Source organism: Streptomyces sp. NPDC046716 (assembly GCF_040645755.1).
Classification (GTDB): Bacteria; Actinomycetota; Actinomycetes; order Streptomycetales; family Streptomycetaceae; genus Streptomyces.
In genome coordinates this window covers 15276-28403 of sequence record NZ_JBEYYU010000016.1, presented here as the reverse complement: position 1 = coordinate 28403, position 13128 = coordinate 15276, and the positions used below count along the sequence as shown (strand labels likewise).

The 13128-nt window shown below is 71.8% G+C and carries 13 protein-coding genes; 7 read left to right on the top strand and 6 right to left on the bottom strand.

Annotated features, from left to right (window positions below):
- Positions 1-46: 46 nt before the first annotated feature.
- The 3 genes from tyrS to ABZ930_RS14685 form a co-directional block, all read right to left on the bottom strand.
- Complete coding sequence (gene tyrS / locus ABZ930_RS14695; RefSeq protein WP_361546932.1) at positions 47-1321, bottom strand: tyrosine--tRNA ligase; 1275 nt, start codon at positions 1319-1321, stop codon at positions 47-49.
- Between the two features lie 64 nt (positions 1322-1385).
- Positions 1386-2780 (bottom strand): metallopeptidase TldD-related protein, encoded by a 1395-nt coding sequence (locus tag ABZ930_RS14690; RefSeq protein WP_361546929.1) that lies wholly within the window; start codon positions 2778-2780, stop codon positions 1386-1388.
- Positions 2777-4300, bottom strand: coding sequence for a TldD/PmbA family protein (locus tag ABZ930_RS14685; RefSeq protein WP_361546927.1), 1524 nt, complete (start codon positions 4298-4300; stop codon positions 2777-2779). The genes ABZ930_RS14690 and ABZ930_RS14685 overlap by 4 nt, the downstream gene beginning before the upstream one ends.
- Positions 4301-4495: 195 nt before the next feature.
- On the opposite strand from ABZ930_RS14685, the gene fabG reads away from it, so the two are divergent.
- The 3 genes from fabG to ABZ930_RS14670 all read left to right on the top strand — a co-directional run bounded on the left by fabG (position 4496) and on the right by ABZ930_RS14670 (position 6429).
- A complete protein-coding gene (fabG, locus tag ABZ930_RS14680; RefSeq protein WP_361546924.1) occupies positions 4496-5215 on the top strand; it encodes a 3-oxoacyl-[acyl-carrier-protein] reductase in 720 nt (239 codons plus the stop codon).
- Positions 5216-5220: 5 nt separating this feature from the next.
- Positions 5221-6006: an enoyl-ACP reductase FabI gene (gene fabI, locus ABZ930_RS14675; protein ID WP_361546921.1), complete on the top strand. Its 786-nt coding sequence runs from the start codon at positions 5221-5223 to the stop codon at positions 6004-6006.
- Between the two features lie 78 nt (positions 6007-6084).
- Positions 6085-6429, top strand: coding sequence for a hypothetical protein (locus ABZ930_RS14670; protein WP_361546918.1), 345 nt, complete (start codon positions 6085-6087; stop codon positions 6427-6429).
- Here the strand turns inward: ABZ930_RS14670 and ABZ930_RS14665 are convergent.
- The gene (locus tag ABZ930_RS14665; protein WP_361546915.1) at positions 6404-7099 is read right to left on the bottom strand and encodes a FadR/GntR family transcriptional regulator; all 696 of its coding nucleotides are present in this window, start codon (positions 7097-7099) and stop codon (positions 6404-6406) included. The two genes, ABZ930_RS14670 and ABZ930_RS14665, sit on opposite strands and share 26 nt — an antisense overlap.
- Positions 7100-7193: 94 nt before the next feature.
- Between ABZ930_RS14665 and ABZ930_RS14660 the strand changes: the two genes are divergently transcribed.
- The 4 genes from ABZ930_RS14660 to ABZ930_RS14645 all read left to right on the top strand — a co-directional run bounded on the left by ABZ930_RS14660 (position 7194) and on the right by ABZ930_RS14645 (position 9682).
- Positions 7194-8510, top strand: a complete 1317-nt coding sequence (locus tag ABZ930_RS14660) for an MFS transporter (RefSeq protein WP_361546912.1) — start codon at positions 7194-7196, stop codon at positions 8508-8510.
- A gap of 29 nt (positions 8511-8539) precedes the next feature.
- Positions 8540-8659, top strand: a complete 120-nt coding sequence (locus tag ABZ930_RS14655; RefSeq protein WP_258395194.1) for an SGM_5486 family transporter-associated protein — start codon at positions 8540-8542, stop codon at positions 8657-8659.
- A gap of 212 nt (positions 8660-8871) precedes the next feature.
- On the top strand, positions 8872-9078 hold the full coding sequence (locus ABZ930_RS14650; protein ID WP_361546909.1) for a hypothetical protein: 207 nt from the start codon (positions 8872-8874) through the stop codon (positions 9076-9078).
- 85 nt (positions 9079-9163) lie between these two features.
- Positions 9164-9682 (top strand): histidine phosphatase family protein, encoded by a 519-nt coding sequence (locus tag ABZ930_RS14645; protein WP_361546906.1) that lies wholly within the window; start codon positions 9164-9166, stop codon positions 9680-9682.
- Positions 9683-9749: 67 nt separating this feature from the next.
- Here the strand turns inward: ABZ930_RS14645 and serB are convergent, their stop codons facing one another.
- Together serB and ABZ930_RS14635 are read right to left on the bottom strand one after the other, a co-directional pair.
- A complete protein-coding gene (gene serB, locus ABZ930_RS14640; protein ID WP_361546903.1) occupies positions 9750-10997 on the bottom strand; it encodes a phosphoserine phosphatase SerB in 1248 nt (415 codons plus the stop codon).
- A 432-nt stretch (positions 10998-11429) separates the two neighbouring features.
- The gene (locus ABZ930_RS14635; RefSeq protein ID WP_361546900.1) at positions 11430-13082 is read right to left on the bottom strand and encodes a streptophobe family protein; all 1653 of its coding nucleotides are present in this window, start codon (positions 13080-13082) and stop codon (positions 11430-11432) included.
- Positions 13083-13128 lie beyond the last annotated feature (46 nt).

Below are 13128 nucleotides of genomic sequence, written 5' to 3'. Positions count from 1 at the left end.
AGGACGCCCGAGGGTGAACAGCACCCTCGGGCGTCGCAGTGGGGCGTCAGGCGCCCTTGACCTCGACGGCGGCCAGGTTCTTCTTGCCGCGGCGCAGCACCAGCCAGCGCCCGTGCAGCAGCTCCTCCGTGCCCGGCACGAAGTCCTCGGCGGCGACCTTGACGTTGTTCACGTAGGCCCCGCCCTCCTTCACCGTCCGCCGCGCGGCGGACTTGCTGGCCACGAGGCCGACCTCGGCGAACAGGTCGACGACCGGGCCGAGCTCGCTGACCTCGGCCTTCGGCAGCTCCGACAGGGCGGCCGCGAGGGTCGCCTCGTCCAGGTCCGCCAGCTTGCCGTCGCCCTGACCGAACAGCGCCTTCGACGCGGAGATCACGGCGGCCGTCTGGTCGGCGCCGTGCACCAGCGTCGTCAGCTCCTCGGCCAGCGCGCGCTGCGCCGCACGGGCCTGCGGGCGCTCCGCGGTCTGCGCCTCCAGCGCCTCCAGCTCCTCGCGGGACTGGAAGGACAGGATCCGCATGTAGGTGGAGATGTCGCGGTCGTCCACGTTCAGCCAGAACTGGTAGAAGGCGTACGGCGACGTCATCTCCGGGTCGAGCCAGACGGCGCCGCCCTCGGTCTTGCCGAACTTGGTGCCGTCGGCCTTGACCATCAGCGGCGTCGCGATGCAGTGCGCCGTCGCCTCCGGCTCCAGGCGGTGGATCAGGTCGAGACCGGCCGTGAGGTTGCCCCACTGGTCGGAGCCGCCCTGCTGGAGCGTGCAGCCGTAGCGCCGGTACAGCTCCAGGAAGTCCATGCCCTGGAGCAGCTGGTAGCTGAACTCCGTGTAGCTGATGCCCTCCTGCGACTCCAGGCGCCGGGCCACGGAGTCCTTGGTCAGCATCTTGTTGACCCGGAAGTGCTTGCCGATGTCGCGCAGGAACTCGATCGCGGACATCCCGGCGGTCCAGTCCAGGTTGTTCACCATGACCGCCGCGTTCTCGCCCTCGAAGTCGAGGAAGGGCTCGATCTGCGAGCGCAGCCGGGTCACCCAGTTCGCGATCGTCTCCGGGTCGTTCAGCGTGCGCTCCGCCGTCGGGCGCGGGTCGCCGATCTGGCCCGTGGCGCCGCCGACCAGCGCCAGCGGGCGCAGGCCCGCCTGCTGGAGGCGGCGCATGGTCAGCACCTGCACCAGGTGGCCGACGTGCAGGGAGGCCGCGGTCGGGTCGAAACCGCAATAGAACGTGATCGGACCGTCCGCGAGCGCCTTGCGCAGTGCGTCCTCGTCAGTGGACTGGGCCCACAGCCCGCGCCACTTCAGCTCGTCGACGATGTCCGTCACGGTTCCGGGTCTCCTTGCACAGTTCTATTGGGGCCCGACCAGTCTATGGGCGATCGGAAAGCGCTCAGACGCCCTGGCTGACCGAGCTCATGTTGAAGTCCGGCACCCGCAGGGCCGGCATCGCAGCCCTAGTGAACCAGTCGCCCCACTCGCGCGGCAGCGTCTTTTCCGTGCGCCCGGCCTCGGTGGCCCGCCGCAGCAGGTCCACCGGCGACTCGTTGAACCGGAAGTTGTTCACCTCGCCCACGACCTCGCCGTTCTCCACCAGGTACACGCCGTCGCGGGTCAGCCCGGTCAGCAGCAGCGTCGCCGGATCGACCTCGCGGATGTACCAGAGGCAGGTGAGCAGCAGCCCGCGCTCCGTGGCGGCGACCATCTCATCGAGCGATCTGCCCGAGCCGCCGTCGAGGATCAGGTTGTCCCCGGAGGGCGCGACCGGCAGCCCGGTCAGCGCGGCGCTGTGCCGCGTCGTCGTCAGGTGCTTCAGCTCCCCGCCGGAGATCCACTCCGTGGCGGAGACCGGCAGCCCGTTGTCGAAGACGGACGCGTCGTCGCCCGAGGTGTGGGCAAGGACGAACGGCGCGCACTCCAGGCCCGGCGCGTGCGGGTCGCTGCGCAGCGTCAGCGGCAGCTCGCTGAGCCGGTCGCCGACGCGGGTGCCGCCACCCGGCCTGCTGAACACGGTCCTGCCCTCGGCGGCGTCCCGCGCGCCCGCCGACCACAGGAGATAGATCAGCAGGTCGGCGACGGCGGTCGGCGGCAGCAGCGTCTCGTACCGGCCCGCGGGCAGGTCGATCCGCCGCTCCGCCCAGCCGAGACGGGTGGCCAGCTCGGCGTCCATCGCGGCCGGGTCGACGTCCTTGAAGTCCCGCGTGGAGCGCCCCGCCCACGCCGAGCGGCGGCGGTCCGGCGACTTGGCGTTCAGCTCCAGCGTCCCGTTCGGCTGGTCGTGGCGCAGCCGCACACCCGTCGACGTACCGACATAGCTGGAGGTCAGCTCGTGGTTGGCGAAGCCGTAGAGCTCGCGCCCGCCCGCCTTGGCCCGCGCGAACGCCTCACCGAGCGCGGGCGCGAACTCCGTGAACACCGCCGACGAGGTCTCGGCCGGCGCCTGCGTGAAACCGGGGTCCTGCGGTACGCCGTCGACCAGCGGCTGGGCGTCCTCGGCGGGGCCCGCCTCGGCGGCGGCCTCCTCGGCGGCGCGGACCAGCGGTTCGAGGTCGGCGGCGGTCACGGCGGACCGGGACACGACACCGGTCGCCGTGCCCTGCTTGCCGTCGACGGTCGCGATGACGGTGAGCGTGCGGCCCCGCGTCACCCCGTTCGTCGTCAGCGCGTTGCCCGCCCAGCGCAGATTGGCGGTCGAGGTCTCGTCGGCGATGACGACGCACCCGTCGGCCCGCGACAGCTCCAGGGCGCGCTCGACGGTCTCGTGGGGCTTGCTGCTACGAGGGCTCATCGACCCGCCTCCTGCGTCGTGTTGAGGATGTTGACGCCCTTGAACAGCGCGCTGGGACAGCCGTGCGAGACGGCCGCGACCTGGCCGGGCTGGGCCTTGCCACAGTTGAAGGCGCCGCCCAGGACATAGGTCTGCGGGCCGCCGACCGCCGCCATGGAACCCCAGAAGTCGGTCGTCGTCGCCTGGTAGGCGAAGTCCCGCACCTGACCGGCGAGCCGTCCGCCACGGATCGCGTACGCCCGCTGCGCGGTGAACTGGAAGTTGTACCGCTGCATGTCGATGGACCAGGACCGGTCGCCGACCAGGTACAGGCCGTTGTCCACGCCCGAGATCAGGTCCTCGGTCGACAGACCGCCCGGATCGGGCTGGAGCGACACGTTCGCCATCCGCTGCACCGGCACGTGCCCGGGGGAGTCGGCGTACGCGCAGCCGTTGGACCGCTCGAACCCCGTGAGCCGGGCGATCCTGCGGTCGAGCTGGTACCCGACCAGCGTGCCGTCCTTCACCAGGTCCCAGGACTGCCCGGCCACGCCCTCGTCGTCGTAGCCGATGGTGGCGAGCCCGTGCTCGGCGGTCCTGTCGCCCGTCACGTTCATGATCTCGGAGCCGTACTTGAGCTTCCCGAGCTGGTCGAAGGTGGCGAAGGAGGTGCCCGCGTACGCCGCCTCGTAGCCCAGCGCGCGGTCCAGCTCGGTGGCGTGCCCGATGGACTCGTGAATCGTCAGCCACAGATTGGACGGGTCCACGACCAGGTCGTAACTGCCCGCCTTGACACTCGGCGCCCGCATCTTCTCGGCGAGCAGCCCGGGGAGCTCGGCCAGCTCTCCCTCCCAGTCCCAGCCCGTCCCCGTCAGGTACTCCCAGCCCCGGCCGGCCGGCGGCGCGATGGTGCGCATCGAGTCGAACTCGCCGCTGGAGTCGTCCACGGCGACCGCGGTCAGCTGGGGGTGCAGCCGGACCCGCTGCTGGGTCGTCACGGTCCCCGCCGTGTCCGCGTAGAACTTGTTCTCGTGCACGGCCAGGAGCGAGGCGTCGACATGGCTGACCCCGTCGGCCGCGAGCAGCCGCGCGCTCCAGTCGGCGAGCAGCCCGGCCCGCTCCTGCTCGGGCACCGAGAAGGGATCGATCTCGTACGCGGAGACCCAGGTCTTCTCGGCGTGGACCGGCTCGGCGGCCAGTTCGACGCGCTCGTCGGAGCCGGCCGCCTTGATCACCTGCGCGCTGAGCTTGGCCATCTGCACGGCCTGCGAGGCGACCTTCGCCGCGGCGTCCATCGTCAGGTCGACCCCGGAGGCGAAGCCCCAGGTGCCGCCGTGCACCACCCGCACCGCGTACCCCAGGTCCGTGGTGTCGGAGGAGCCGGCCGGCCGGGCGTCCCTCAGCCTGACCGCGGCGCCGCGCACCCGCTCGAAGCGGAAGTCCGCGTGCTCGGCGCCCAGGGCCCGGGCGCGGGCGAGCGCCGCGTCGGCCAGGGCCCGCAGCGGCAGCGCCGTGAAGGCTTCATCGATCGTATGGGGCACAAGGCCTCCCTGTTCGTCGCGGTTCGTCGCCTCGGGCGGGCTCTGATCATGTCGCGGGACAGGGGTGCGCGGCCAGACCTTTCTGTAGGGACCCCACAGTGAGTCGCGTACGCCACTGTCGGTGGTCGATTCTCCGTACCAAGGGTCGTACCGATAGGTTTCGAAGACCACCACCGCTATCGAAAGGGTGATCCGTTGAGCCGCTCGGTTCTCGTCACCGGAGGAAACCGGGGCATCGGCCTCGCCATCGCCCGTGCTTTCGTCGAGGCAGGCGACAAGGTCGCGTTCACCTACCGCTCGGGCGAGCCGCCCAAGGAGCTCATCGACGCCGGGGCGCTCGCCGTGAAGTGCGACATCACCGTCACCGAGCAGGTGGAGCAGGCCTACAAGGAGATCGAGGAGAAGCACGGCAACGTCGAGGTGCTCGTCGCCAACGCCGGCGTCACCAAGGACCAGCTCCTCATGCGCATGTCCGAGGAGGACTTCACGTCCGTCCTCGACACCAACCTCACCGGCACCTTCCGGGTCGTGAAGCGTGCCAACCGCGGCATGCTGCGCGCCAAGAAGGGCCGCGTCGTGCTGATCTCCTCCGTCGTCGGCCTGCTCGGCTCCGCGGGGCAGGCGAACTACGCCGCCTCGAAGGCGGGTCTGGTCGGTTTCGCGCGCTCCCTCGCCCGTGAGCTGGGGTCGCGCAACATCACTTTCAACGTCGTCGCCCCGGGTTTCGTCGACACCGACATGACCCAGGCCCTGACCGACGAGCAGCGCGCCGGCATCGTGTCGCAGGTGCCGCTCGGCCGGTACGCGCAGGTCGAGGAGATCGCCGGAGTGGTGAAGTTCCTGACCTCCGACGACGCCTCGTACATCACTGGAGCCGTCATCCCGGTTGACGGCGGATTGGGCATGGGTCACTGAGAACGATGACTAGTACTGGCGGAATCCTCGAGGGCAAGCGCATCCTCATCACCGGTGTGCTGATGGAGTCCTCCATCGCCTTCCACGCCGCGAAGCTGGCGCAGGAGCAGGGCGCGGAGATCATCCTCACCGCCTGGCCGCGGCCGACGCTGACCGAGCGCATCGCCAAGAAGCTGCCCCAGCCGGAGAAGGTCAAGGTCCTGGAGCTCGACGTCTCGAACGACGAGCACCTCGCGCGCCTGGAGGGCCAGGTCCGTGAGCACCTGGGCGACCGTCTCGACGGCGTCGTGCACTCCATCGGCTTCGCGCCGCAGGACGCGCTCGGCGGCAACTTCCTGAACACGCCGTTCGAGTCCGTGGCCACCGCCATGCACGTCTCCGCCTTCTCCCTGAAGTCGCTGACGATGGCGCTGCTGCCCCTGATGACTGAAGGCGGCAGCGTCGTCGGCCTCACCTTCGACGCCCAGTTCGCCTGGCCGCAGTACGACTGGATGGGCCCGGCCAAGGCCGCCCTGGAGGCCACCAGCCGCTACATGGCGCGCGACCTCGGCAAGCACGACATCCGCAGCAACCTGGTCTCGGCGGGCCCGCTCGGCTCCATGGCCGCCAAGTCCATCCCGGGCTTCAGCGACCTCGCGGCGGTCTGGGACTCGCGCTCCCCGCTCGAGTGGAAGCTGGACGACCCGGAGCCGGCCGGCAAGGCCATCGTCGCCCTGCTGTCCGACTGGTTCCCGAAGACGACCGGCGAGATCGTCCACGTGGACGGCGGGCTGCACGCCATCGGCGCCTGAGCACGTACCCCCGTTCGGCCCACCGGCCGGGCGCACACGAGGGACCTTCTTGCACCCTGGGTGCGAGGAGGTCCCTTTGTGCGCCTGCCCCGACGCATAACCCCAGCCCTCGCCGTCGTACTCCTGATCGCCGTACTCCCGTACGACGCCGCGTCCGACGAAAAGCCCGGCAAACCCGAGCGTGAACTGTTCGGCGCCCAGTGCCGCACCCAGATCGACGGCTCACGCGTGCGCGCCGTCTGCCACAACCCGTACCCGGGTGTCGACGCCGTCGCCCTGCACATCGAGTGCGCCCCGTGGTGGGACATCGACACCGACTCGGCGCCGCGCGAGGTGAACCCCGCCGAGACGGTCCGGCTCGACGGGCGGTGCTGGAAGAAGGTGCGGGACGTGTGGGTCAGCCACCGAAAGGTGGCCCGGTGAGGCGCCCCGGACGGCACAGGAACGGATAGCCCGCCGCCTCCGTCGCCGCGGCCTCCGCGTCCCCGTCCCGGATCGCGTCGACCAGCCCCGCGTGGTCCATGTGGTTCTCCGCGGTCAGCCGCTCGCCCACGTCCTCGCGCAGCCAGTCCCGCAGCACCTCGCCGAGGTCCGCGTACATCGCCGTCATCACGTCGTTGTGGGACGCCGCCACCACGGCCATGTGGAAGGTCGCGTCCGCCGTCACGAACGCCTCCGTGTCGCCCGACTCCCACGCCTCCTCACGGCGTACGAGCAGTGCGTCCAGCTGCTTCACGTCGCGCTCCGTGCGCCGCACCGCGGCCAGCTTCGCCGCGCTGGACTCCAGCGTGGAGCGCAGCTCGGCGATGTGCCGCGGATCGGCCTCGGCGAACCGGCGCTGCATCACCCCGGCCAGCTCGCTCGTCGCCACGACGTACGTGCCCGAGCCCTGCCGGATGTCGAGGAGTCCGTTGTGCGCGAGGGCGCGCACCGCCTCCCGCACCGTGTTCCGCGCCACACCCAGCTGCTCCACCAGCTCCGGCTCCGTCGGGATCCGGGAGCCCACCGGCCACTCGCCCGACGAGATCTGGGCGCGCAGGGCGGAGATGACCTGCTCGGAGAGGGCCGAGCGCCTGGGAGAGGTCAGCGGCATGGCGTTCCTTCGTGCGGACGGACTGTGAACAGTAGCGAACCGACGGAACAACCGACGGCACCGATTGGACAGTCAATCATCCCATGATTCTAAGATGGGTCTCATGGCTAGTGAGGACACCCCGACGATGGCGCCGCCGAGCACCGATTCCCCGATCCCCCGCGACGCACCTGAACAGGACGTTCTTCAAAAGAAGGACGAAGGCGCCGCCCCGCGCGCGTGGGCGATACGTCTCGTCACCGTCGGCATCGTCCTCGCCGCCCTGAACCTGCGGCCGGCCATCACCAGCCTCGGCGCCCTCCTCGAAGAGGTCCGCGACGGGCTCGGCATGAGCGGAAGCCTCGCCGGGCTGCTCACCTCCGTGCCGCCGCTCTGCTTCGCCGTCTTCGGCGTGATGGCACCGCGGTTCGCCAAGCGGTTCGGCGCCGGCGCGGTCGTCTGCTTCGGCATGGCCGCGATCACCGCGGGCCTGATCATCCGCCCGTACACCGGCAACACCGTCGGCTTTCTGGTCGCCAGCGCCCTCGCGCTCATGGGCATCGCGGTCAGCAACGTCCTGATGCCGGTCATCGTCAAGCGCTGGTTCCCCGACCGCGTCGGCTCCATGACCGGCCTCTACTCGATGGCGCTCGCCGCCGGCACCTCGCTCGCCGCCGCCGCGACCGTGCCCATGACCGACGGCCTCGGCGGCAACTGGCAGACCGGCCTCGCCGTGTGGGCCGCGCTCGGCGCCGTCGCCCTGCTGGCGTGGATCCCGCTCGTGCGCGACCGGGGCCCCGCGGAACCCGCGCGCACGCAGGGCGGCACGGCGGAGGACGGCCTGCGCATCACCCGCAGCCGCACCGCTTGGGCGCTCGCCGTCTTCTTCGGGCTCCAGGCCACGGCCGCGTACATCACGATGGGCTGGATGGCGCAGATCTTCCGCGACGCCGGCGTCTCCGCGTCGACCGCCGGCATTCTGCTCGCCGTCACGATGGTGATGGGCGTGCCGCTCGGCTTCGTCATCCCGCGCGTCGCCGCCCGGCTGCCCAGCCAGGGCCCGATGGTGATCGCCCTCGGCGTGTGCGGCCTGGCCGGATACGCGGGCCTCTACCTCGCCCCGGCCTCCGGCGCGTGGGCCTGGGCGATCCTCCTCGGCATCTCCAACTGCGCCTTCCCGCTGGCCCTCACCATGGTCGGCATGCGCGCCCGCACCGGCGCCGGCGTCGCCAAGCTCTCCGCGTTCGCCCAGTCCACCGGCTACCTGATCTCGATCCCGGGACCGCTGCTCGTCGGCGTCCTCTACCAGCACAGCGGCGGCTGGGGCGTGCCGATCGCGCTCATGGCCGCGCTGATGGTGCCGCAGATCGTGATCGGCGTCTTCGCGGGCCGCAACCGGACGGTCGAGGACGAGCTGGCCCCCGCGTCCTGACGTTCGGGGACGGGTGCGACACTTGCCGCATGTCGCCAGTGCTCGAACCCAATCCGCAGAACGGCCAGAAGAAGCTCCTCGGAGTCCTCGGCCTGATGCTGCTCGTCACCGTCGTCGTCGCCGTCATCGCCACCCTCGCCTCACCGTGACCCGGTGACCCGATGGCCGGGCGGGGGTGGGGTTAACTCCACCATCCCCTAGGGGGCCAGGCTCAGGGTCAACTGGGTGGATCACCCGATGGGCCCGGGGCCGTCCGGTCCGTACCGTCGAAGTGTCGCCGAGAACGGCGACGCGACAGACGAAGAAGACGCCCACGACCGGGTCGCACGGTCGTACGGCGTCACGGATCCCGGAGGCATTCATGTCGGCCCCCTCGCACACCCGGTCCCACCCGGCAGCCACGGGCGGCGTCGACATCCGGCTGCCCTGGTGGGCCGTCGTGCTGCCGGCCATCGCCTTCGTGACGCTGCTCCTGCTGATCCTCAACCCGGCCGACGGGCAGGCCGCGGCGGGCGATCCGTCCGTCGCGCACCTCCTGTCCCGCGCCAAGGAGCTGCTGCTCCCGTAGGCCGTGTACAGGGCCGTTCACTCCTGCCGGGCGAGCCCGTCAACTCCCTGCGCCCCGTGCCCGGTTTCATGCGAAGCTGGGAACCATGAGCGTCGCAGAACCCCGCAGGATTGTCCTTTTCCGGCATGCCAAGGCGGACTGGCCCCAGGTCTCCGACCACGAGCGCCCGCTGGCCGAGCGGGGCCGCAGGGACGCCCCGGTCGCCGGCCGCAAGCTGGCCGACTCGGGAGTCCCCTTCGACCTGGCCCTCTGCTCGACCGCCGCCCGCACCCGTGAGACCTGGAAGCTCGCCGTCGCCGAGCTGCCCGATCGCCCGAAGACCGTGTACGAGGAGCGGATCTACGAGGCGTCGCCGGGCGAGCTGATCGCCGTGCTGAACGAGACGCCGGACGACGTGAACAACATCGTGCTCATCGGCCACAACCCCGGAGTGCAGGCCCTCACCGAGATCCTCACCAAGGACGCCGAGGGCGACGCGCGCAAGCGGCTCGACCAGCGCGGGTTCCCGACGGCCGCCTTCTCCGTGCTCACCTTCTCCGGACCCTGGAAGGGCCTGGAGCCCGGCACGGCCACGCTCGTCGACTACTGGGCGCCGAGCGAGTAGCCGCCCGCCGACACGAAGAGGGGGCCCGGCGTTGTCGCCGGGCCCCCTCTTTCCGTCGTACGAGGGGTTACGCGCCCTGCGCGTCCGCCGCCTCGACCTCTTCGCGCGAGATGCCGAGCAGATAGAGGACCGTGTCGAGGAACGGCACGTTCACCGCGGTGTGCGCCGCCTCGCGCACCACCGGCTTGGCGTTGAAGGCGACACCGAGCCCCGCCGCGTTCAGCATGTCCAGATCGTTGGCGCCGTCGCCGATCGCCACGGTCTGCGCGAGCGGCACCCCGGCCGCCTCGGCGAACCGGCGCAGCAGCCGCGCCTTGCCCGCCCGGTCCACGATCTCGCCGGTGACCCGGCCGGTCAGCCGCCCGTCGACGATCTCCAGCGTGTTGGCCTGCGCGAAGTCAAGGCCGAGCCGCTCCCGCAGATCGTCCGTCACCTGGGTGAACCCGCCCGACACCACACCCACTTGGTAGCCGAGGCGCTTGAGCGTACGGATCAGCGTGCGGGCGCCGGGGGTGAGCCGCACCTCGCTCCTGACCTTGTCGACGACCGACGCGTCGAGCCCTTCGAGGAGCGCCACGCGCGCGTGCAGCGATTGCTCGAAGTCCAGCTCGCCGCGCATCGCCGCCGCCGTCACCTCGGCGACCTTGTCCTCGCAGCCCGCGTGCGCCGCGAACAGCTCGATGACCTCGTCCTGGATCAGCGTCGAGTCGACGTCCATCACGACGAGCCGCTGCGCGCGCCGGTGCAGCCCGGCCGCGACGACCGCCACGTCCACGCCCTGCTTCGCCGCCTCTATGGCGAGCGCGGTGCGCAGTTCCTCCGTCTCGGTGCCGGAGACCGCGAACTCCACCGCCGTGACGGGGTACTTGGCGAGCCGGAAGATACGGTCGATGTTGCCGCCGGTGTCGGTGATCGACGCGGCGATCGCGGCGGTCGACTCCGCGGTGAGCGGGTGCCCGAGCACGGTGACCAGGGAGCGGCCGAGGCCGCGCGGCCGGTTGTCACCGATGCCGGAGATGATCTCGGCCTGCATCTTCAGGGACTCCGCCCAGCTGTGGACGGTGGCCCGCAGGTCTCCTGCGAGACCGGCCGGCGGTTCGGTCACCAGGGCGCACAGAACGATGCGCCCCCGGGTGACGACCTGCTCGATGTCGACGACGTCCACGGAGTAGGCGGCAAGGGTGTCGAAGAGGCCGGCGGTGATGCCGGGCCGGTCCTTGCCGAAGATCTTGACGAGGAGAGTCGGGACGTCGGCCGGCACGGTCGGGGTGTCGGTCGGGGCATCAGCGAGGTGCTGGGGCTGCGAGGCGCTCATGATGCCCTTACGGTATCCGGCCCCCGCCCGGAACCGCGGGGGTGGTCCGACTGCCGGACACACCGCGCGCCCGCGCCTCGGCCGCCGGGGGGCGCGGTGGCGGTTGCTGGTGTTCACCACCGCGCCACCAAAGAACCAACCGCCGCCCCATCCCCGGCACACACCAGGCCCCGCCGATACCTCGTGCCCGTCGTTCGGTCGCGGGGTGGTTGGGGTGGTCGTCGCGTCCGGTTCCCGGTGTGGGCGGGGTGGTTTGTGTGCCGTGTGCGGCCCGCATCCCGTCGTTCGGTCGCCGGGAAGGTGCGGCGGCGGTCGCTGCCGGTCCCCGCGGCGAGCGGGGGAGGGGTGACGGCCGGGCCTTTGGCCGCACGGCGGTGTGCGGGGCGCCGGGGCGGTTCCGACTGCCGGAACACGCCGCGCGCACCCCGCCTCTCAGCCCCCCGGCTGCTCCGGTGGCCGGCGTCGGTCCCTGGTCGGGCCCGGTGGGGGCGGGGGTGGGGGAGGGGACGGCCAGTCCGGGCCCTGCCCGCGGGGGCGGGACTCGGGCCTGACCGGGCTCGCCACCGTCGGCGCGGCGTCCACACCGTCCCCGCCGCGCCGGTCGAAGGGGTTCTTCAGATACGGGTTCGTGTCCGGGTTGGCCGGGCGGTACGGGCGGCTCGGCCGGTACGGGCCCGTCGGCGTGCCCGGCCGCTCCGGCGCCGGCAGGGCGAGGGGCGCCACCCGGCTGCCCGCGGCCCCGGCCGCGCACGCGAGCAGCGCCCCGAGCGCCCCCGCGCCCGCGCCCCACGCCGCCCCGAGCAGCAGCGCCATGCCGAGACTGCCGTGCAGGTCGAGGCCCGCGCCGAACGCGTCGAAGCCCAGGACGGACAGGGAGGCGTCGGCCGAGACGTCCGTCAGCCGCACCAGCAGCGGCAGCGCGAGCGCGGTGACGACCCCGAGCCGCAGCGCGCAGCGCCCGGCGAAGCCCCAGGGCGCCCGCACCACCGGCGAGCGCACCGCCGTCAGCACCCCGGCGAACAGCATCATCAGCGCCATGGCGACGGCCAGCAGCCAGACCCTGCCGTCGAGTTCGGCGAGCCGGCCCAGCGTCACGGGCCGGTCCGACGACACCCGCAGCAGATCGTCCAGCGGATCCGGCAGCACCTTGGTCAGCGCCCCGGTCGCCGAGCCGTCCCAGGGCACGAACAGGCCGAGGGGGACCCCGATCCACACCCCGTTGGGCGCCCCCAGCAGGGCGGCGCCCGCGATCCGCCGGGGATGGTCGTCGCCGATCATCGCGTACACCGCCGCGGCCAGCCCCGCGAGAACCGCCACGAGCAACACCGTCACCAGCGCCGACACGGCGGGCCGCACCACCCGGTGGACCGCTCCCAGAGCGGGTGGCAACGGCGTACGGCGGGACGCGAGCAGCGCGATCAGCAGCACGCCGACCACGAACACGGCGCCGCCGAGCAGCGTCGCACCCGTCTGCACCGTGAAGCCGACCTTCGCCTCGGCCTTCACCAGATCGCCGAGCCGGTCCGGCAGCGCGTCCCCGATGCCGCCGGGGAGCTTGTCCGCGATACCGCCCGGCAGACTCCCCGCGCCCGGAATGTCGTTGAGACCCAGCTTCGAACCGTCAATCGTGATGATGTCGTGACCCGCCCAGACGAGCCCGCCCAGCATCCCCAGGAACAGCACCACCACCGCACCCACGCGCGCGAGCAGTTCGCCCGCCGAGATCTCAACTCCCGCCGCCCGCAGGGACCGTAGGAAGAACCAACTCAGCAACAGCGCCCCCACCAGACCCACGCCCAGCGGCGCGACGTCGATCGAGGTGTGGGCCTGCGCACTGTCCAGACCGAACGCCGAGACATCGCCGGACGGCGTCACCCGCCCCCCGACACCGGCCGCCACCACCGCGGCCGTCATGGGCCCCAGCGAGCCCGACGCGTCCGCGTCCAGCAGATGGAGCCCGAGCGCCGCGACCCCCGCCATCCCGATGAACGCCCAGCTCACCGCGGCGACGGCGGACAGCACCACATCGCCCCACCGCACCGCGGGCGCGGCGCCGCTCCGTGTCCCCTGCCGGCCGCTCTCCATCAGGACCCCCCGATCCTTACGGCTTCGCCCTGTGGGCTCCCACCAC